This is a genomic window from Rhodopseudomonas palustris, assembly GCF_003226555.1.
GTDB lineage: Bacteria > Pseudomonadota > Alphaproteobacteria > Rhizobiales > Xanthobacteraceae > Rhodopseudomonas > Rhodopseudomonas palustris_I.
Map to the genome: position 1 here is coordinate 269,008 of NZ_QKQS01000013.1, position 20,633 is coordinate 289,640.

The 20,633-nt window shown below is 64.5% G+C and carries 19 protein-coding genes; 9 read left to right on the forward strand and 10 right to left on the reverse strand.

All coding sequences use genetic code 11. The features are described 5' to 3' along the window. Positions 1-129: 129 nt before the first annotated feature. Together DNX69_RS08965 and DNX69_RS08970 are read right to left on the reverse strand one after the other, a co-directional pair. A complete protein-coding gene (locus DNX69_RS08965) occupies positions 130-1,119 on the reverse strand; it encodes a hydroxyacid dehydrogenase (protein ID WP_110785659.1) in 990 nt (329 codons plus the stop codon). 106 nt (positions 1,120-1,225) lie between these two features. After that, positions 1,226-2,125, reverse strand: coding sequence for a DMT family transporter (locus DNX69_RS08970; protein ID WP_110785660.1), 900 nt, complete (start codon positions 2,123-2,125; stop codon positions 1,226-1,228). Positions 2,126-2,787: 662 nt separating this feature from the next. Between DNX69_RS08970 and DNX69_RS08975 the strand changes: the two genes are divergently transcribed. From DNX69_RS08975 to DNX69_RS09015, 7 genes are all read left to right on the forward strand, one after another. Further along, a complete protein-coding gene (locus DNX69_RS08975; protein WP_110785661.1) occupies positions 2,788-6,561 on the forward strand; it encodes a vitamin B12-dependent ribonucleotide reductase in 3,774 nt (1,257 codons plus the stop codon). A gap of 98 nt (positions 6,562-6,659) precedes the next feature. Further along, positions 6,660-6,899 carry a DUF2188 domain-containing protein gene (locus DNX69_RS08980; RefSeq protein WP_110785662.1) on the forward strand — a complete coding sequence of 80 codons (240 nt, stop codon included), beginning with the start codon at positions 6,660-6,662 and terminating at the stop codon, positions 6,897-6,899. 280 nt (positions 6,900-7,179) lie between these two features. After that, positions 7,180-8,112, forward strand: a complete 933-nt coding sequence (locus DNX69_RS08990) for a toll/interleukin-1 receptor domain-containing protein (RefSeq protein WP_110785664.1) — start codon at positions 7,180-7,182, stop codon at positions 8,110-8,112. Positions 8,113-8,637: 525 nt separating this feature from the next. Beyond that, positions 8,638-9,147: a hypothetical protein gene (locus DNX69_RS09000; protein WP_110785666.1), complete on the forward strand. Its 510-nt coding sequence runs from the start codon at positions 8,638-8,640 to the stop codon at positions 9,145-9,147. A gap of 148 nt (positions 9,148-9,295) precedes the next feature. Continuing rightward, on the forward strand, positions 9,296-9,544 hold the full coding sequence (locus DNX69_RS09005) for a DUF2442 domain-containing protein (protein ID WP_110785667.1): 249 nt from the start codon (positions 9,296-9,298) through the stop codon (positions 9,542-9,544). Between the two features lie 197 nt (positions 9,545-9,741). Next, positions 9,742-10,221, forward strand: coding sequence for a hypothetical protein (locus tag DNX69_RS09010; protein WP_110785668.1), 480 nt, complete (start codon positions 9,742-9,744; stop codon positions 10,219-10,221). 191 nt (positions 10,222-10,412) lie between these two features. Beyond that, positions 10,413-10,772 (forward strand): hypothetical protein, encoded by a 360-nt coding sequence (locus tag DNX69_RS09015; protein WP_110785669.1) that lies wholly within the window; start codon positions 10,413-10,415, stop codon positions 10,770-10,772. A 188-nt stretch (positions 10,773-10,960) separates the two neighbouring features. Here DNX69_RS09015 and DNX69_RS09020 read toward each other — a convergent pair whose 3' ends face one another. The 4 genes from DNX69_RS09020 to DNX69_RS09035 form a co-directional block, all read right to left on the reverse strand. Further along, positions 10,961-11,257 (reverse strand): type II toxin-antitoxin system HicB family antitoxin, encoded by a 297-nt coding sequence (locus DNX69_RS09020; RefSeq protein WP_110785670.1) that lies wholly within the window; start codon positions 11,255-11,257, stop codon positions 10,961-10,963. Positions 11,258-11,570: 313 nt separating this feature from the next. Then, entirely contained in the window at positions 11,571-12,212 is a 642-nt protein-coding gene (gene catB / locus DNX69_RS09025) for a type B chloramphenicol O-acetyltransferase (RefSeq protein WP_110785671.1), read from the reverse strand. Positions 12,213-13,135: 923 nt separating this feature from the next. Then, positions 13,136-14,287 carry a GGDEF domain-containing protein gene (locus tag DNX69_RS09030; protein WP_165825216.1) on the reverse strand — a complete coding sequence of 384 codons (1,152 nt, stop codon included), beginning with the start codon at positions 14,285-14,287 and terminating at the stop codon, positions 13,136-13,138. Positions 14,288-14,431: 144 nt separating this feature from the next. Beyond that, positions 14,432-15,511: a DUF3443 family protein gene (locus DNX69_RS09035; protein ID WP_165825217.1), complete on the reverse strand. Its 1,080-nt coding sequence runs from the start codon at positions 15,509-15,511 to the stop codon at positions 14,432-14,434. 229 nt (positions 15,512-15,740) lie between these two features. Here DNX69_RS09035 and DNX69_RS09040 point away from each other — a divergent pair, with 229 nt between their 5' ends. Next, positions 15,741-16,835: a hypothetical protein gene (locus DNX69_RS09040; protein WP_234826904.1), complete on the forward strand. Its 1,095-nt coding sequence runs from the start codon at positions 15,741-15,743 to the stop codon at positions 16,833-16,835. An 8-nt stretch (positions 16,836-16,843) separates the two neighbouring features. On the opposite strand, the gene DNX69_RS09045 is transcribed toward DNX69_RS09040, so the two are convergent. Continuing rightward, positions 16,844-17,188, reverse strand: a complete 345-nt coding sequence (locus DNX69_RS09045) for a 5-carboxymethyl-2-hydroxymuconate Delta-isomerase (RefSeq protein ID WP_110786036.1) — start codon at positions 17,186-17,188, stop codon at positions 16,844-16,846. Between the two features lie 217 nt (positions 17,189-17,405). Between DNX69_RS09045 and DNX69_RS09050 the strand changes: the two genes are divergently transcribed. Then, positions 17,406-18,386 carry an NADPH:quinone oxidoreductase family protein gene (locus DNX69_RS09050; RefSeq protein ID WP_110785673.1) on the forward strand — a complete coding sequence of 327 codons (981 nt, stop codon included), beginning with the start codon at positions 17,406-17,408 and terminating at the stop codon, positions 18,384-18,386. Between the two features lie 32 nt (positions 18,387-18,418). Here the strand turns inward: DNX69_RS09050 and DNX69_RS09055 are convergent, their stop codons facing one another. The 3 genes from DNX69_RS09055 to DNX69_RS09065 all read right to left on the reverse strand — a co-directional run bounded on the left by DNX69_RS09055 (position 18,419) and on the right by DNX69_RS09065 (position 20,383). Continuing rightward, positions 18,419-18,856, reverse strand: coding sequence for a hypothetical protein (locus DNX69_RS09055; RefSeq protein WP_110785674.1), 438 nt, complete (start codon positions 18,854-18,856; stop codon positions 18,419-18,421). After that, the gene (locus DNX69_RS09060; protein ID WP_110785675.1) at positions 18,853-19,500 is read right to left on the reverse strand and encodes a PepSY domain-containing protein; all 648 of its coding nucleotides are present in this window, start codon (positions 19,498-19,500) and stop codon (positions 18,853-18,855) included. The genes DNX69_RS09055 and DNX69_RS09060 overlap by 4 nt, the downstream gene beginning before the upstream one ends. 307 nt (positions 19,501-19,807) lie before the next feature. Continuing rightward, the gene (locus DNX69_RS09065) at positions 19,808-20,383 is read right to left on the reverse strand and encodes a TetR/AcrR family transcriptional regulator (RefSeq protein ID WP_234826905.1); all 576 of its coding nucleotides are present in this window, start codon (positions 20,381-20,383) and stop codon (positions 19,808-19,810) included. Between the last annotated feature and the right edge of the window lie 250 nt (positions 20,384-20,633).

Sequence of the window (20,633 nt, forward strand, 5' to 3'; positions counted from 1 at the left end):
GATGCAATGATCTTTGAGGCGTCATTGCGAGCGAAGCGACGAAGCAATGCAGTCTCGGCCTCGCAGCTCTGGATTGCTTCGCTTCGCTCGCAATGACGCGCGTTGCCGTGATGAACGCCGAGCGCCCAACTAACCGAGCACGTCCTGATTGACGACGTTGACGCGGATCGGGTCGCCGTCGAGCACGCTCAGCATGTTGCGCGCGGTCTGTTCGCCCATGCGGTCGAGCGCTTCGCGGGTGACGCCGGCGACGTGCGGCGCGATGATCACATTGGGCAGGTCGAACAGTCTATGGCCGTGCGGCGGCGGCTCCTGCTCGAACACGTCTAACCCGGCGCCGGCGAGCTGGCCGGCGAGCAGAGCGTCGTACAGCGCCTGTTCGACCACGATGCCGCCGCGCGCGGTGTTGATCAGATACGCGGTGGGTTTCATCTTCGACAGCCGTTTCGCATCGAACAGCCCGGTGGTCTCCGCCGTCTTCGGGCAGTGCAGGCTGACGAAATCGGCATTCGGCAGCGCGGCGTCGAGATCGGCCACCGGCTTGCAGCCGGCCGCTTCGATCGCAGCCGCCGGCACGTAAGGGTCGTACACCAGGGCGTTCATTTCCATCGCCAGGCAGCGCTTGGCGGTGCGGGTGCCGATCCGGCCGAAGCCGACGATCAGCACCGTCTTGCCGAACAGATCGAACGGCAGCAGGCCGAGCCGCGTCGCCCAGGCGCCGGTCTTGACCAGCGCGTGCAGCTCGGCGCCGCGCTTGGCCAGCGTCAGCATCATGAACAGCGCCTGCTCGGCGACCGAGGGTGAATTCGCCGTGCCCGCGGTCATCAGCGGCACCTTGCGCTTGCTCAGCGCCGGCACGTCGATCGCATCAAAGCCGACGCCGATCCGCGCCACCACGCGCATCTCCTGCGCCGCATCGAGCTCGCGCTCGCCGAACCGGGTGGCGCCGAGCGCGACGCCGTGCACCGGCGCTTGGCTGCGTAGCAGCGCGTCAAACTCCTCCGCCGATATCATGTTGGGAAATTCGATCATCTCGATGTCGCCGCGTGCGGCGATCAGCGCCCTGCCCTGCTGCGACAACGATTCCGTCACCAGCAGCTTCTTCGTGTTGGACGTCATTTCCTGCCCCGAGATCTTGTTCGTTGGTCGCGCCGCTCGTGATGCGGCGGCGACCTGTTTCTGTATCAGGCCGCGCGTTGCGCGGTCCACCTGCAATTGCCGCGGATCAGGACCGCGTGGCCAGCGCCACGCCCGCGAGCGTCATCACCAAGGCGGCGATCTGGCCGAGGCCGAGCGGCTCGTGCAGCGCGACCGCCGAGGCGACGACGCCGATCACCGGCGTCGCCATCGTGCCGATCGCCGCGACCGAGGCCGGCAGCCGCTGCAATGCGGCGAACCAGCAGACATAGGCGACGCAGAACTGGATCACGATCAGATACACGATCCCCGCCCAGCCGAGCGGCGTCAGCACCGACGGATGCGGGATCTCGAAGGCGAGCCCGATCGCCGCCACCGGAATGCAGCCGAGCCCGATCTGCCACGCCGCGGAGGTGGCGCCGGGCAGCGCGATCGGAAACCGCTTCAGGAAGATGGTGCCGAGCGCGAAGCCGAGCGCGCCGATCAGCGCCAGCAGGATGCCGGGCAGCTTCGCCAGGCTGGCGGCGAAGCCCGCCGCGCCCATCAGCGCGGCGATGCCGCCGAACGCCAGCACCAGCGCCGCGACGCGCCGCAGCGTCAGCCGCTCGCCGAGCAGCGGCCAAGCCAAGAGCGCCGTCCACACCGGCATGGTGTAGGCGATCACCGCGGTCTCGCCGGCCGGCAGCCACAGCAGCGCCAGCCCCATCACCGCCATCCACAGCGTGACGTTGAAGAACGCCGAGATCACCAGCCGCAGCCGCTGGCCTCGCGGCACCGCCAGGCTGTCGCCGCGCAGCGCCGCATAGCCGAACAGCGCCAGCGACCCGGCGATGCCGGTCAGGCCGCGCAGCGGCAGCGGCGGCCATTGCGCGATCAGATATTTGGTGACCGGCCAGCTCAGGCCCCAGGCCACCGTGGTGACGGTCAGGAACACCAGGCCGCCGGACGCGATGCGGCCGCGGGCGGGAATCGGAGAAGGATTTGACATGGAGAATCCGGCAGAAGGAGCGTCCAGAATGCCGGTGTTGGGGTCCTGACGCCACCCGTAATCGGGCACCTCTCAGGGGTCTTTCGTGAGTCGGGTTTGGCAAGCCCCGAAAGCGAAAAAATACCTGCCCTGTGAACAGCGGGTGCAGCCTCGATCGGGGGCACGCCGCCGACTTTTTCGACTTTGGAATCTGTAAGGACTCACCGATACTTGACCGGGTCAGGGCGAGCCGCGGCCCCTGTTTTCCACCTTAATCCACCACATTTAGTATTTGATTCAGGAACCCGCACTATTGCTTGACGGGTCGGACGGAGTCGGCCTAGCTTCAGGGCCGTCCAGCGAGGGAGTGTTTTGTCCCGCCGGACGTTTCCCAGAAGGGTCCAGACCGGCCACCTCCGACAGCCACAGCGGCAGCGGGGCGAGGCATCGTCTGCTCCTAAATCGACCGTTGGGGCGCATTCCGACGGGCCGGCAAAACGGCTCGCAAAGCGACATGGGGCGTTATGATGGGTGGAGTGCCCGGCTGCAAAATGCGGCCGTCGCCTCTGCCCGCAAAAACAGACGGAGCCGGGCCACGGCTCGCAGGGCGAACAAGGTTCGCCGACCAGCAACTTCCCGGGCTACCCACGGCGGGGGTTCGGGCGACTTGAACGGGGCACGAGATGAAGATCGAACGGCGTTACACCAAGGACGGCCAGTCTCCCTACGCGGACGTCGCGTTCAGGCTGACGACCAGCGAGATTCGCAATCCGGACGGGTCGGTGGTGTTCCGCCTCGAGAATGTCGAGGTGCCGGAGTTCTGGTCGCAGGTCGCCTCCGACGTGCTGGCGCAGAAGTATTTCCGCAAAGCGGGCGTCGCCGCGCGCCTAAAGAAGGTCGAGGAAGAGAGCGTGCCGTCGTGGCTGTGGCGCTCCGTGCCCGACACCGAAGCCCTCGCCGCTGTGCCCGAGAGCGAGCGCTTCACCTCCGAACATTCCGCCAAGCAGGTGTTCGATCGGCTGGCCGGCTGCTGGACCTATTGGGGCTGGAAGGGCAGCTACTTCTCGAGCGAAGACGACGCCCGCGCGTTCTTCGACGAGCTGCGCTACATGCTGGCGATGCAGATGGTGGCGCCGAATAGCCCGCAGTGGTTCAACACCGGCCTGCACTGGGCCTACGGCGTCGACGGCCCCGGCCAGGGCCACTATTACGTCGACTACAAGACCGGCAAGCTGACCAAGTCGAAGTCGGCCTACGAGCATCCGCAGCCGCACGCCTGCTTCATCCAGGGCATCGAGGACGATCTCGTCAACGACGGCGGCATCATGGACCTGTGGGTCCGCGAGGCGCGGCTGTTCAAATACGGCTCCGGCACCGGCTCCAACTTCTCGCGGCTGCGCGGTGAAGGCGAACGGCTGTCGGGCGGCGGCAAGTCCTCCGGCCTGATGAGCTTCCTGAAGATCGGCGACCGCGCCGCCGGCGCCATCAAGAGCGGCGGCACCACCCGCCGCGCCGCCAAGATGGTGGTGGTCGACGTCGATCACCCGGACATCGAGGCCTATATCGATTGGAAGGTGAAGGAGGAGCAGAAGGTCGCCGCGCTCGTCACCGGCTCCAAGACCAACCAGAAGCACCTCAAGGCGATCCTGAAGGCCTGCGTCAACTGCCAGGGCTCGGGCGACGATTGCTTCGATCCGGAGAAGAACCCGGCGCTGCGCCGCGAGGTCAAGCTGGCGCGCCGCGCGCTGGTGACCGACGCCATGATCAAGCGCGTCATCCAGTACGCCAAGCAGGGCTACAAGGAGATCGACTTCCCGATCTACGACACCGACTGGGATTCGGAGGCGTACCTCACCGTCGCCGGCCAGAACTCCAACAACTCGGTGTCGCTCCGCGACGACTTCCTGCGCGCGGTCGAGACCGACGGCGACTGGCACCTCACCGCTCGCACCAACAAGAAGGTGGTGAAGACGCTGAAGGCGCGCGACCTGTGGGAGAAGATCGGCACCGCGGCCTGGGCCAGCGCCGATCCCGGCCTGCACTTCAACACCACGATGAACGACTGGCACACCTGCAAGGCGTCCGGCGACATCCGCGCGTCCAATCCGTGCTCGGAATACATGTTCCTGGACGACACCGCCTGCAACCTCGCCTCGGCCAACCTGCTGACGTTCTACAACACCGAGACCAACACCTTCGATCTCGACGCCTACGAGCATCTGTGCCGGCTGTGGACCGTGGTGCTGGAAATCTCGGTGCTGATGGCCCAGTTCCCGTCCAAGCAGATCGCCGAGCTATCTTACGAATTCCGCACCCTCGGCCTCGGCTTCGCCAATATCGGCGGCCTGCTGATGACCATGGGTCTGTCGTACGACTCCAAGGAAGGCCGCGCGCTGTGCGGCGCCCTCTCCGCCATCATGACCGGCACCGCGTACGCGACCTCGGCCGAGATGGCCGCCAAGCTCGGCGCCTTCCCCGGCTACAAGAAGAACGCCGACCATATGCTGCGGGTGATCCGCAATCACCGCCGCGCTGCGCACGGCGAAAGCCGCGTCTATGAGGCGCTGTCGGTCAACCCGGTGCCGCTCGACCACACCAACTGCCCGATCCCGGACGCCGTCGCCCACGCCAAGGCGGCCTGGGACAAGGCGCTCGAACTCGGCGAGCAGCACGGCTACCGCAACGCGCAAACCACCGTGGTCGCGCCGACCGGCACCATCGGCCTCGTCATGGACTGCGACACCACCGGCATCGAGCCCGACTTCGCGCTGGTGAAGTTCAAGAAGCTGGCCGGCGGCGGCTATTGGAAGATCATCAACCGCGCCGTTCCGGCCGCGCTGCGCGTGCTCGGCTATCCGGAAAGCCAGATCGCCGAGATCGAGGCCTACGCGGTCGGCCACGGCTCACTCAGCAACGCCCCAGCCATCAACGTGACGACGCTGAAGGCCAAGGGTTTCACCGACGAGGCGCTGAAGAAGGTCGAGGCCGCGCTGCCGACCGCCTTCGACATCAAGTTCGCCTTCAACAAGTGGACCTTCGGCGAGGACTTCCTCAAAGAGACGCTCAAGATCGAGGCCGAGCAGATCGCCGCGCCGAACTTCGACCTGCTCGCCGCGCTCGGCTTCACCAAGCGCGAGATCGAGGCCGCCAACATCCACATCTGCGGCGCCATGACGGTCGAAGGTGCGCCGCATCTGAAGCCCGAGCACTACGCGGTGTTCGATTGCGCCAATCCCTGCGGCAAGATCGGCAAGCGCTATCTGTCGGTCGAGAGCCACATCCGCATGATGGCGGCGGCGCAGCCGTTCATCTCCGGTGCGATCTCCAAGACCATCAACATGCCGAACGACGCCGCGGTGGAGGACTGCAAGTCCGCCTACATGCTGTCGTGGAAGCTGGCGCTGAAGGCCAATGCGCTCTATCGCGACGGCTCCAAGCTGTCGCAGCCGCTGAACTCGCAGCTGATCGCGGACGACGACGAGGACGAGGACATCGACACCTTCCTCGACAAGCCGATGGCCGCCCGCGCCGCGCACATCTCCGAGAAGGTGGTGGAGCGCCTGGTCGAGCGCATCGTGGTGATGCGCGAGCGCGAGAAGATGCCGGATCGCCGCAAGGGCTACACCCAGAAGGCAGTGGTCGGCGGCCACAAGGTCTATCTGCGCACCGGCGAATACGATGACGGCCGCCTCGGCGAGATTTTTATCGACATGCACAAGGAGGGTGCGGCGCTCCGCTCCTTCATCAACAACTTCGCCATCGCCGTTTCGCTGGGTCTCCAGTACGGCGTGCCGCTCGAAGAATATGTCGACGCCTTCACCTTCACCCGGTTCGAGCCGGCCGGTCCCGTGCAGGGCAACGACTCGATCAAATACGCCACCTCAATCCTCGACTATGTATTCCGCGAGCTGGCGGTGAGCTACATGGGCCGGTTCGACCTCGCCCATGTCGATCCGACCGAGACCGGCTTCGACGCCATCGGCAAGGGCGTCGACGAAGGCAAGGCGCCGGACGGCGGCATGGTCGCGGGCCCGGCGGCGGCGACCAAGTACCTGTCCAAGGGCCTGACCCGGTCGCGCACCGACAATCTGGTGGTGATGCGCAGCACCCCCGCCCACCCGGCGGATTCGACGCCGCGCAGCACCCCGGCCGGCGCCGCGCCGACCGTCACCGCGCTCGCTTCCTCGCGCGTCGGTGACGCCCTCGAAGGCGCCACCGCGCTGAAGCAGGAAGTGCAGACCGAGCTGTCGCCGACCGAAAAGCTGGAAGCGCTGCAGTGGAGCAAAGCCGCCCCCGCCGCGACCCAGCCCGCCCCGAGCAAAGCCGAACGCCGCGCCGAAGCCAAAGCCAAGGGCTACGAAGGCGAGATGTGCTCGGAGTGCGGCAACTTCACACTCGTCCGTAACGGGACCTGCATGAAGTGCGATACTTGCGGGTCCACGACGGGATGCTCGTAATCGACTAATCCACAGGTTGAAGGGCGGCGACTACTCGCCGCCCTTGACATAATAGAACAAATCACGAACGGTATCAGATGCAGCAATAGGAGCCGATCATGGCGAAGCGCGATTACCACGTGGTGCCGAACGGAGATCGTGGCGGCTGGGATGTCCGACGCGAAGGCTCCGACCGATCAAGCGGACATTTCGAACGCAAGTCGGACGCCATGGATCGTGGTCGAGAACTCGCAAGAGAGCGACGGACCGAACTTGTCGAGCACGGCCGCAACGGTCGTATCCAAGATAGCGACAGCTACGGCAACGATCCCAATCCGCCGAGGGACCGGAAACACTAGGACGAACGCCCCGTTGCCAGGTGTGATGACCGGGCGTGGATCATCCGTACTCGGGAGCCAGAAATGCCGAAGCTGGTTCAATATCGATGCAGAAATTGCGGCCATCGATTTTCCTACGAAGCACTAAGCCCGGAGGAAGTTCGCGAGGCACAACGAAGGGGCGACGACTTATCGAGGATACATTGCCCTCGCTGCAATCGCACCGATCTGGATCGAGAATGAGAACGCTTGACCTCTTTTATCGATAATCCAGCCGACCTCGTCGTTATGGAGCCCTCTTTTGTCCAGTATATTCTTCTCTTACTCTCACAAAGACGAGGAACTACGAGATCAGCTCGAAACGCACCTCGCCATGCTCCGCAATCAAGGCCTGATCGATTCATGGCACGATCGCCGTATTCTGGCAGGAGACGATCTTGATCACGCAATCAATTCGCAAATTAATACTGCAGACGTAATCTTGCTGCTTGTTTCGCCGGACTTTCTCGCATCGCGCTACTGCTATGATGTCGAAGTGCGCCGAGCCATGGAGCGACAACAAGCAGGCGAAGCGAGGGTCATACCCGTGATCTTGAGACACTGCGATTGGCACTCCGCACCATTCGGGAAACTGCTGGCGGCTCCTAAAGATGGCAGACCAATCAAGGCATGGGGCGATCCCGACGAAGCATTCGCTGACGTAGCAAGACAGATTCGCGCCGCACTACCCAAAAGACCTGACCCGCGCACTCGACGTGAAGAGACCACAAGTCAATCGACAGAAATTGCGCGCGCCCGTTCCAGCAACCTTCGAATACGAAAAGAGATCACCGAGGCTGACCGAGATAGATTCTTACACAACAGCTTCGAATTCATGATGGAATTTTTCGAATCATCATTAGCCGAGCTTGAGAACCGACATCAAGAAATCGAAACTGCTTATCGGCGCATCGACAATGACCGCTTTAGCGCCGTCATCTATCAAAACGGAAAAGCGGTATCTCGTTGCAAGATCGCCCTGGGCAGCATGTTCGGGCGCGGAATCTCTTTCTCTTATAATGATCAAGCTGCTGACGGGAGCATGAATGAGAGCTTGTCAGTCGAGATGAACGATGACCGCCTCTATCTAAAAGCGCTTGGAATGGCATCCCGCCGACTGGACGAACGGCTCCTAACGCCGGAAGGCGCCGCAGAGTACTACTGGTCGTTATTAATCGAACCTCTTCAGCGCTAAATTCACCACCCGCATCAAAGATACGCTGGCGCAACACCATGGCCGACGACTTTATAAATGAGATCATTTCGGTAACGAGAGCAGCCATTAGCAACTCCAGTGTTTACATACACTGTGGGAGCATCCACCTCCGAGACAGCGACTTGACGCTATATGGCGAAAGCGCAGGCGACGATTATGCTCGAACGACCATCGATGACATCAAGGCCGGAATAAAGCAAAGCGCTCAGAGCAGAAAGATGAGCGTCACAATTCGCGTCCCAGCAGGTGGAAACCTTGCACGGAAGCAGATGGAAGAAACCTACAAGTCGCTGTTGAAAGGGTTTGAGGTTTCAGTCTGCTCAGGCTCACTAAGAATCGATTGGAAATCACACTTCAATCTATAGCAGCAGCCCGGTAGGGCGGATTAGCGCAGCGTATTCCGCCCCCATTGCGCAAGGGCGCAATACGCTTCGCTATTGCGCACTACGCCCCACAAATACGCGGCATGCTACAATACCATTTGTCGACTGTCCGGAGTGATTGATGGAATTTCCGATCGGCAACGCGCTCACGGGGGTGGCGACGGTCGTGGCCGTCGTTATCTCCAATTTGCTTACCTCCAGGAGCACCACTCGGGAACGGCTTTGGGAGTTGAGACGCGAAGGTTACAGCGCAATCCTCTTTGAGCTTGCCGCCATTGAAAGAGTTTGCGATGCGGCAGATTCCTATATCCACGAGGTCGGCTACATGGCCTACTGGGAAATGGAAGCTCGCAGTAGACACGACAACGACATTAATGAGCGAATGAAGAAACTCCGGGATCGCGTTTCCAGCGATTACCTTATTTTTTCGGATGAGTTTCTGTCGCTATTTGACGGATTTGAGAGAGCGCTCCAGACGGACGAAAATTCTACGTTGCCTGACGATGAACACGACACATTCTGTTCTGCTGTTCGAAACTTTCGCCCGCGCCTTAGTGCTCTTGGCCGAAGCGAGATTGCATCGCCCAAGAACTTTGGACGTAAGATCTTCGGAATCGGATTTCGATTTTAGCAGCAAGCGTAGCCCGGGTGAGCGCAGCGACACCCGGGATTCATCGCCTGCTGATACTCTGATCCCTCATGGCGCTTCGCATTTCCGAGCTGCAGGATTACGATGGTCGCCGTCGCGGACAACCGCGACCTGGTCTTGAGAGTCTGGCATGAGCATTTCGGCCATCAGCGTCCGCTTTGACGACCATACGATGTGGGTCGAGTTGTCGGATGGCCGCACCCTCGGCGTGCCGCTGGCTTGGTTTCCACGCCTGTTGCGAGCGACGCCGGCGGAGCGCGAACAGGCAAAATTGAGCCGCGTCGGCCTGCATTGGGAAGCACTCGACGAGGACATTTCGGTCGCCGGCCTGCTGGCAGGCCGGGGCGACGTGACCCAAACATCAGAAACCGCTGCATAGCAAGCGTAGTCCGGGTGAGCGCAGCGACACCCGGGTCTCTCCGGGCCTAGCTCGTAGGGCCGTGAACCATCTTCCCCGCCTGAGCGTCTCACCATGAGCGTTGCTCGCGTCGGTGCGGCTGCCGTTCGGCCGGCCGCTGTCGTGCCTGCGCCCGCTCCGGCGTTGCGGAACGACCGGCGCATCTTGGGAGATAGATCATGCGTCTCGTCGTCGCCGGCACGCTGGTGCTGGCTCTGTCGTTTGGTTCGGCGGCGCTGGCAACGGAGGTGCGGTGGACGTCCACCAAGCAGCCCGCCGAAGTGCTCGGCATGCCCGCCGGTGAGGAAGAAGCCGACGATGTGCTGCGCCTGACCTGCCTGAAGGCAGGCGCGGTGCAGATCGGACTGGGCGGCTACAACAGCCTCGGCAAAGGCAAGAGCGAGCCGCTGAGCGTCACGCTGGCCAGCGGCACGCAATCCGTCACGCTGAATGGCAAGTCGGTGCGCAGCAAGAATTTCGAAATGACCGGGGCCTTCGAGCTGAGAGCGGATCTTGCTCCCGGCGAGACCAAATCCTTGATCGGCGTGCTGACAGCGGGACAGCCGATCCGCGTCTCTGGCGCCCTGAAGGAGAAGTGGTCGGTCAAGGGACTGAAGCCGATCGTGGAGCGGTTCAGCGCGGCCTGCCTCAAGAACTAACCAAGCGTAGCCCGGGTGAGCGCAGCGACACCCGGGACTTCACGCCGCCGAGATGCTGCTCCCGGATCTCGCTTCGCTCATCCGGGCTAAAGACCGAGATTGATTAGCTGCTCAGCTACTATTACGACCATTGCTATTCATTACTAGAAATTGTATTGGGATAAATCCCTTTCCGGTAGAGGCAATTTCGCATGACGGAGTCACTTGGCGAATACAACATCAAACATCACTCCGATGTCGTCGTAACGATCTCCGAGGCCGACGACGAAGCGGCTATTGTTCTGAATGGCGCTGTCGTTGGAAATAGATACATCGCAGATCCCGCACTGATCGTTAGACTTTCTCCGCTACTTAAGGCCGGTCGAAACGAGTTGATCATCCGCTCGACAGACTACGGAAGAGGTGGCAAGAACTACTGGACGTGCACATTTTCGATTGCCTTCCCAGGAAATAACATCCCTTCGATCCAGCGCCGCTTTCACGTCGAGCGATTTGGACAAAACGATCAACACGCAACCACGGATTGGCAGATCATCCTCAATAGCGCATGAATGTCTCTCCTAACGCTATCCTGCAGGCAGCGCCACCCCAACGTGCGGAGGTGGAGTTCGACCGCGTTGGCCTTCATTGGAAAGAAACTGTACGTCGGGTGAGCACAGCCAACCCGGGAGTCTTTACGCACCGAGATGCTGCTCCCGGATATAGCTTTGCTCATCCGGGCTACAGACGATGCGGCTCGTCACTCCGCCGCCGCTTGCTCCGCATGCGGGCGGACGAAGGCCACGACCGCATCGGCGGCGTCTGCGACGAACTCCGGGTCGTCGCGGAGCTGTTCGATGCTGCGCGGCTGCGGGATCGGGTCGCCGTCGGCAAGCAGCAATGCGAGATGGCCGCCGAGCGCCTCAGTGGCGTTGTCGATCGCCTGCTCGAACGTATCGCCGGCCGAGATGCAGCCGGGTACGTCGGGAAAGGCGACGCCGTAGCAGGTGTCGCTGTCCTTGTAGACCAGCGCCAGATAGCCGGATGATGCACTCATCGGACCTCCTTGCTCGTCATTCCGGGGCGCGCGGAGCGCGAACCCGAAAATCCATACTCCCTGTGCTCGCGAAATGGCAATGCGGTGGCCTCTTGGCCCTCGCCACAAGTGCCGTGGGATTCCGGGTTCACGCCGCGAGGCGGCGTGCCCCGGAATGACGGCGGTGAGATTGGACGAGCAAACGAAGCGCAGAGCCCGCAGAGCGGATCAGTGCAGCACGCGTAGCCCGGGCGAGCGCAGCGACACCCGGGACTCTCTCCCGCCGCCAAAATTGCGGTTCCCGGATGTCGCTGCGCTCATCCGGGCTACGGGACTAGCTACGCGACGATTGGACGGCCGTCTGCCAGTAACGGTGAAGGGCCGCGATGTCGCCGCTGGTCAGGATGGGCATCGCAGCTCTCAGCTCGTCGTCGCTCCAGTCCCACCAGCGAAGCTCGAGCAGCCGCGCGATGTCGGGATCGCCAAACCGCTTCCGGATCACCTTCGCGGGGTTGCCGCCGACGATGGCGTAAGGCGCAACGTCATGGGTCACCACAGCCCGCGCGCCGATCACCGCGCCGTCGCCAATTCTGACGCCGGGCATGACGATGGCTTCGGTGCCGATCCAGACATCGTTGCCGATGACCGTGTCGCCCGCGGGTTGGAATCCGTTCGCCGCGCCGGCGAAGGCGGGCATTTCGGGCATCCAGAAGAACGGAAAGGTGCTGATCCAGTCGCTGCGATGCCCCTGGTTTCCGGCCATGATGAAGGCCGCACCCGAGCCGATCGAGCAAAACGAACCGATGACGAGCTTGTCGACACCGTCGTCCGGCAGAAGGAAGCGGGCGCAGTCGTCGAAGCCATGACCGTGATAATAGCCCGAATAGTAGCTGTAGCGGCCGACCCGGATATTGGGGTTCGTGACCAGGCGATCGAGCGTGATGCCCTTGAACGGGCTTTCGAAAACGTTATGCATGGTGAGGACCAATGGTTCGCAAGCCGCGCATGCGGCGATGGCTCACCCGAGCTTTCTCGGGTGACCGACAGCGAGCGATCAGGGCGATCGCCTGCTGCAGCTTCCAGCGTCAGATCCGCGGAAGCGCGATGCCGATGGTACTGTGTGTAGCCTTCATTCTCGCATCATGGCGCATCCGTCAGCCCATGCCAAGGTCGCCTCACTTGGCCGCCGGCATCCTGTGGATCGGGACAGCAGGCGTAGCCCGGGTGAGCGCAGCGATACCCGGGATCTTCACGCCGCAGGGACGCTGCTCCCGGATATCGCTGCGCTCATCCGGGCTACAGACATCTTGACAATATTCCTACACGGATTATAGTCCGCATCGTCCTGTCCGTGAGGGGCGCTTCGCGAGGCGTCGTTGAGCGGGACAGATCGCCGGCTGGGAGACCGGCCGGTGAGGGTTTGGCGAAGCTGCATGGTGCAGCGGCGCCGGGCCTGACGCGGCGTCCTGCGCGAGGTGGTTCGCACCCACGTCGTCCGGGAGGCAGAAGGTCGCCGTCCGCCGCTACTATGAGCGGCTGCCCATTGCGAGGCTGGACGGGACGGAACGAGGCGGGAGAAATCCCCGTGCTCCCCGCGCCCGGAAGAACGGTCCCGACGCCAAAAGATCGCCGCTGGTGGGCGCGCCGTGAAGGCGATGCGCGATGGATCGCAAGCCATCGCGACCAACCACCAATCTGCGCCAAGCGGCGCGCCCCCGCCCCTCGTCGTGACGACGACGGGCGCAAAGCTCGGGCTCGGCAGAGCCGCGAGATCGCGACGCCGTGGCTGTTTGACAGTGTGATCCCGAAAGCGTGGCGAAGCTCGTCTCGAGCGCGCAGCCTGGCGCCGCTGAGATGCTATTCCCGGATCTCGCTTCGCTGATCCGGGCTACGCGACGACTACATCCCGCAATCGACGGTGCGGTCCCGGCCCGATGCCTTGGCTTGGTACAATCGATTGTCCGCCAGCTTGTACAGCGCCGCCCAGTCGCCGGCCTCGCGGGTCGTCGCCACCCCGAAGCTCGCGGTCACCGGCCTGTTGCCGAGAGCGGGAATGCGGCCTTTGCGGATGGTCTGCCGGAGCCGTTCGGCGCAGGCGGCGGCCTCGGACAACGAGGTGTCGGGCAGGAATACGGCGAACTCCTCGCCGCCCCAACGGCCGACCAGATCGCCCTTGCGCGCGGTCCTGCGCAGGATCGCGCCGATCTCCTTCAGAACGACGTCGCCGACGTCGTGACCGAAGCTGTCGTTGATCGGTTTGAAATGGTCGACGTCGCACAGGATCAGCGCCGCGCCTGCGGGCGCGCGGCGCATCGGCGCCGCGATCTCCGCCTCGAAGCCGCGGCGGTTGAGCAGCCCGGTGAGATGGTCGAGGTCGCGTTCGCGGCGCAGATCGTCGATCAGGTCGGACACCGCAGCAGCCAGGATGGCCATCGCCAAGGCGGCGCCCAGCACGGCGAGCGACAGCTGCAGCGTCTGCCAGAACACCGAGTCGGCGAACGCGAGTGGTCCACCCGACGGCGGCGAGGCGCCGACCGTGAACACGGTGCGGGGAAAGAAGTGCAGCCCGAACAGCAGCAGCGTCCAGAACAGAATGCGGTCGACCACGCGGCCGTGTCTCAGATGCGCAAGTCGCAGCGCGGCGACGCACACCAGCAGTCCGTAGCCGAAATTCTGCACATAGATGCGCGCGAGCAGACTGCGATCGACATAGAAGAAGTAGTACAGCGCCAACGAAAAGGCGGCGAAGATCTCAACGTCGATCCACACGCCGAACGCCCTGCCCGAGCGGATCAACACGCCTTCGACCGCCGCGATCACGGCGCAGGTGTAGAGCGCGCCCGACACCATCGCGTTCAGGCCGGTGTCACGCGGCCAATACAGAATCTGACTCGCCGCCCCGAGCGCGAACAGCGCACACGCCGCGGCCAGAAGAGCGAGATAAGGCCGCCGCCGGTCGTAGCTCCAGGCTGCCAGAAACGCGAGGCCGAATACGCCGATGATGCCTGGCCCGATCAGGGACAGCGTTATTCTGACAACCGAACCCGGCATTTCGAACGTCGCGACCTCGCACACTGAAGCCCGCGTGTTTTGCCTCCATCGACTGTCTAAATCCACCACACAGTCGATTCAATTTTAGCCAAGTGAACCGTCGGGCCGGCGAGCGCGTCGCTGAGCCGAACCACGGACGTCCGCTCAGTGTGCCGCGATCCCGTACATCGGGCCGACGGTTTGCGGCTCGCCGGGGATCGCGCGGCCTTCGATCAGCACGCTGATCCGCTTGCCGAGAAAGAACGGCGCGCCCCAGACGAACGCGGTCGAGGCCGGCGCTGCGGCGAGCGCGAGGCGGTCGGACGCGCCGATGCTCGGATTGCGCAAGCGCTCGTAGTTGCCGATCGCCAGATCGACCGCGAGCGCCGACTGATCGCGGCCGATCAGCGTCGCTTTCGCGGCCGTGTCGGCCGCCGGACAGAAGCCGGCGGTCTTGACCCGGCATCTGGGAAGCTCGGCGTCCGGCACGATGTAGGTTTCGGTGCCGGAATCGATGTAGCTGCCGGCGAACGCCTGGCCCTGATACACCGTGGTGAAACGGCCGTTGTCGCCCAGCAGCAGACGGCGGGCAGGTCCGATCTGGTTGTTGGCCGCAGTGCCGACGCCGAAGGTCAGCGTGCCGCTCACCATCCGATCGCCGCCCGGCGCGCCTTTTGGAAAATCGATCACGACGCCGTTGGCGTGAGCCGGCAGACGGGTCACCGGGTTGGGCAGGCGATATGCCGGGTCGACCGCACCGGTCAGCGGCGTGCAGGCGCCGGCATCGCAGCCGTAGTACAGCGGCATCCGGCTGCTCTGCACGCAGGCCTTGCCGCAATCGGTGGCGTGAATGCCGATACCGAGCGTGCCGTTCGAGGTCGGCGCCGCGCCGCCGCCGGGGCAGCTGTCGGGCTGTGGTCCGGCCGCTTCGCCGACCACCTGGATCGGGATGTCCTGTGCCGTCAGGCCGCCGAAGCGGACATCGGCGCGCACCACGCCGCCCCAGGCGCGGCTGCCGACGAAATGCAGGCACTCCGCCAGCGCGCGCCGGTCCGGCCCGACCGCATCGGGCAGACGGAACCCGGCCGGCAGCGCCGAGGCCTGCAACCGCAGCCCGGTCGAGCCGGTGTCGATCATCACGTCGTTCACCGTCGCGCATTGCGAAGTTCCAGGCTTGCACACCGTGACGCTGACCAGCACGCGATTGAATCCGCCGTGCGGCGGAAAGCCGAGTTTGATCGGCACGACATTGTCGGGCGATGCGCTCGACGACGCCGCAAACGCAAACGGACTGATTGCAAGCAGAACCGCGATGACGGCCGACGCGCACCGCGAAAATCTCATTCGTTTAGAATTGTTCATGGCGCCACTGTGCTCTCGTAAAGCTCTTGCGCGTAGAGCTCTCCTTCAAGCTACAGATCATCGATTAAGCGATGGCTGCATTGATGTCTCGATTACGAGGGAGCGAACGATCGTGATCCACCACGACATTGCCAAGACCGTCACCATCAGCGCCATGGCGCTGGCGCTGGTTTATCTCGCCTCGCCCGCCCTCGCGCAGCCGCGCTACGAGAACCGCGAAGGCGGCACCTATCTGCGCTACCTCAACGACAGCGAAACCGGCGAGCCGCGCGGCGCGCCGCCGACGCTGCTGATGAGTTTCGGCGGAGACCCGGTGCGCGCGGTGATGGACACCGGCTCGACCGGCATCGTGGTCGCGGCGTCGAGCATTCCAGGCATCGACGGCCTGCGCCAGATCGGGCCCGGCACGCTGACCTATTCGAGTTCCGGCCGGATCATGCGCGGCCGCTGGGTCGAGACCCGCGTCACGATCGGCGGCAGCAACGACCAGAGCGTCACCACCCGGCCGATCGCGGTGCTCGCCGTCGAGCGGATCGACTGTGTGCCGCATCCCCGCAATTGCGAGCCGAGCGACGCGCCGCGCCACGTCGCGATGATGGGCATCGGCTTTGCCCGCGAGGGAGATCATCAGAGCCAGAGCACACCGGACAAGAACCCGTTCCTCAATCTGCCCGGCATGGGCACGATGGCCGCGCCCGGCCGCCTGACGCGCGGCTATGTGGTGACGCGCGCCGGCGTCCATGTCGGGCTCACCGCCGCCAACACCCGCGGCAATTATCGCTTCGTGCAGCTGCAACGCGCAGCGGACGGCCGCGACTGGGGTCCGCTGCCGGCCTGCATCGCGGTGGAAGGCGGCGCGCCGGCCTGCGGCACCGCGCTGATCGATACCGGCGTCTCGGTGATGTATCTGACCGTGCCGGCGGATCGCGCCGCCGATCGCACCCAGGCCGGCGACCGCGGCGGCCAGACGCTGGCGCCCGGCACACGGCTGTCGATCCGGTTCGGCGACGCCGATGCCGAGCGCCCGGCGGGCTACGGCTTCGCCGCCGGCGACACCGCCAATCCCGCGGCGCCCGAACGGATCGTGCTGGTCGGCGGCGAGAACCGGCCGACCTTCGTCAACACCAGCGTTCATGCCCTGAACGCATTCGACTATCTGTTCGATGCCGACGCCGGCGTGGTCGGCTTCCGCATGATCGATCGCTGACGCAGGCCTTAGGCTTTCAGCCGCTTCTTGTACGCCTCCGGATCCATATCGCGGATGTCGACGCTGAGGCTGGTGACGTCGGGGCAGTGTTCGACCAGAGTCTGGCGCAGCGCGGTGCTGAGCGTGACCTTCTGTTCCGGCGTGCGGCCGGCCAGCATGAACACGGCAAGATGCACGAAGCTGTCGCGCTGGCCGGCGACCAGATAGTCGTCGAAGCCGCGCGCCCGCACCTTGATGTCGGCGGCCTGCATCACCCCGGTCGCCGCGGCGGTGACGGCGAGCTGCTCGATGAGGCGCCCGACACGGTCGCGGCCGAGATGGTCGGCCGAATAGTCCATCACCAGATGCGGCATCGTCCCTCCGGCTGGCTCGCTACGGTTTCTGCAGGCCTTCTTTGGCGCTCGCACGAGCACGGTCAAGCCCGCCCAGCGCATCAACGCAAGCGCCGCGCCGCTCATGGCCGTATGCACGAATCCGATCGACAGACCGCCGGCATTGCGGCAAAGCTCGCGGCCAACAAAGAAGCTGCACGTTCGATGGAGCCCTCCCTTGCCAGATCGTAAAACCTTGATGAAGGCCGTCGTCGTCGAGCAATACGCCGCGATCGACCAGATCGAACTGAAGCTCGTCGCACGGCCGGCGGTGACGCCGGGATCGGTGCTGGTCCGGGTGCAGGCGGTCGGCATCGGCTTCGTCGACGGCCTCAAGGTGCAAGGGCGCTACCAGACCAAGGATCCGCTGCCGTTCATTCCCGGCACCGAATTCGCCGGCGTGATCGAAGCGGTCGGCGACGGTGTCGCGGAGTACGCGGCCGGCATGGCGGTGATGGGCATGGCGCGCTCCGGTGCGCTCGCGGAGGCCATCGTCGTCCCCGCCGAGGCCGTCAGCCGGCTGCCGGACGGCGTATCGCCCGAGGAAGGCGCCTCATTTCGGGCCAACTATTTGACGGCGTATTACGCGCTGACCGAGCGCACGACACTCCGGCAGGGCGAGATCATGCTGGTGCTCGGCGCCGCCGGCGGCGTCGGGACGGCCGCGATCCAGATCGGCAAGCTGCGCGGCGCGCGCGTCATCGCGGCAGCCTCCACCGCGCCGAAGCGGGACTTCGCGCTCCGCCTCGGTGCCGACGCGGTGATCGACTACACGCAGCCGGACTGGCGCGACACGTTCAAGACCCTGACCGAGGGTCACGGCGCCGACGTCGTATTCGATCCGGTCGGCGGCCCGATCTCGGTCGATGCGTTTCGCTCGATCGCCTGGAACGGCCGGCACATCGTCGTCGGGTTTGCGGCGGGCAGCATTCCGGCGCTGCCGTTCAACCTGCCGCTGCTCAAAGGCGGCAGCCTGCTCGGAGTCGATCTCGCGCAAGTGCCGCGGCGCGAGCCGGCCGCGTTCCAACGCTGTATGGCGGACCTGTACCGGCTGCTCGGCAACCGGGAGCTCAAGCCCGCGATCGAGTCCGTGTTCGCGCTCGAGGATTTTCGCGCCGCGTTCAAGACGCTCGCCGGCCGCGAGGCGCTCGGCAAAGTGGTGGTGACGATCGCCCCGTGACGACCCGCGCAGCGCAGGCGCGCCGTGCGCGGCTATGACGGCCCGGATGTCAGCTCGGTGCGGCAGGCTTCGGCGAACGGCCACAGCAGATCGAACTTGTCGCGGTCCAACATGTGCAGATCCTGCAAGTTCAACGGCGGTCGATCATAGAGCGCGACGATGTGCTCGATCACGCGCTCGGCCTCTGCGACCGTCTTCGGCGCCGCGAACAGGCGCAGCTTGCCGATCAGCGCGTAGATCTCGATCAGCTTGGTCGGATCGTCGAGCGAGTGCATCAGCGCATCGATATAGAGCTTCGACGCCTGATCGATGAACTCGCCGAACAGCTTTTCGCGGCGGCTGCCTTCCTGTGTCAAGCGCGCGCTGCGCGCCTGGTAGTTCTGGGACAGCCAGGTCGTGCTCAAGGTCGCCAGGCCGCCGATCGCAGAACCGGCGAGCGCCGCCAGCGCGGATACCGAGGCGCCGGTCACGACGGCTGCTTTCTCGGCGGCACGGTCGGACGGCCGGGCGCGGCACCAGGACGGGCGGGCGGCGAACGGCGCAAGCGGGCACCGGGCGGCTCGAGCACGACTTCCTTCAGCGCGTCGCCGGCCAGCACCACCACGGCGAATTTCAGCCGGCCCTGCTCCACCACGAGCTCGCCGAGCACCGCCCGCCCGCGCGTCGACCGCTCAGCGACCGCCACCGCATCCGACAGGCCGGGGCCGATCGATTGCAACAGCGCCAGCTCGCGCTGCTCGTCGTCGCCGGCCTGCACCGGCGATGAATCCGACGGCTCGCCGACCACCGCGCCGGAATTGCCCGACACGACGCTGACCCAAACCTGTCCGTCGCGCGCTGTGCGAACGCGGTAGACCAGCGCGTTGCTGACGATGTCGGCCTCGATCCGGACGCTCTTGGTCCCCGGGTGCAGCTTCTCGGCAATCGCGATCGCCTGTCCCAACGAGACCGGCGCGGCGCGCACCATTTCGAGCTTGTCGAAGACGGGCTGATCGGCGTCCCGCCCCTCGCCGGTCTGGCCGGCACCGGTCGCCACTGCGTCGCGCGCGGCCGACGATGGCTGCGGCGCCAGCACGATGAAACAGGCGACGATGGCTGAGACGAAGGCACGCATGAGACCGGCTCTGGGCTGCGCCCGTGAGCGTGAAAACCGCCGCCACGAATAAAGAACGCGGCCGATCGCTTGGGGCGGCATGCGATCGGCCGCGTCGGTTCACGGACAACGTGGGAGTACGGTAGTCCGCGAACCGCAATGGCGCTGGGGCGCCAGAACGATACGGTACCAGTTCGTTTCGTTATGTCAATCGACATGACCCAGCGCTGGGCTGTTGGCGGCCCGACTTCGGGACCACCTCGCTACTTCGTGAACGCTGGAAGAGACGCGGCCTCAGGCGATCGAACGATCGCGTCGCCGCGCGGACTCAATTGGGGCGAATGCCGTTCAGAAACAGTTTGACGGCCAGACGGAGTTGCCGATCCCGTGTCTTCTCGTCGATCGCAATGTCGAACATCGTTAGCCGAGTCAGCGGGCCGACCACGATATTGAGAAAGGTCTCGGCGGCCGCGGCGGCATCGGGCACCCGAACCAGCCCCTGCTCGTTGAAATGGTCGAACAGTACCGCCAGGGTCGACACCGCGCGCCCCCAGCCCTCCTCGTAGGCCAGCCGCGCCAGATCGGGGAAATTCGCCGCCTGGAACGACAGCGTGCGCATGATCGCGGTGACGCGCGGGGTCGATCCGATCTCCTGTATCTGCCGGCCGATCGAGACAAACCACGCTTCCAGCGACCCGTTCAACGGGTTATTCCGGCGCTCCTCGACACCGTTCGACAGTGGCGCCAGCCAGCGCGCGATCTCACGGCGAAGCGCCGCTTCGAACAGCCCCCGCTTGTCGGTGTAGCGGGAGTAGACGGTCAATTTCGAGACCCGCGCCTCCTCCGCCACCGCATCGATCGTGGTCGCATCGAAGCCCCGCTCCATGAACAGGCGAGTAGCCACATCGAGTAACCGGAGGTCGCGCTGAAGGGCGGCGGTTCGGGTCGGGCGGCCACCGCGGGATCTGGCGGCGGGCGCCTTTGCAGCGGACTTTTTCGCTGCGGTTTTCATCGTCTGGGTCGCCTCCTGTTGCGAAAATCGCATGCCACTATACCCCCCTCCGACCAGCAAGCCATGCCATTGCAAGATGTTCCATTGGATAAGAGCAGCCCAATGGCAGAGCCAACATCATTTCGCCGCCAAGCTCTGCACT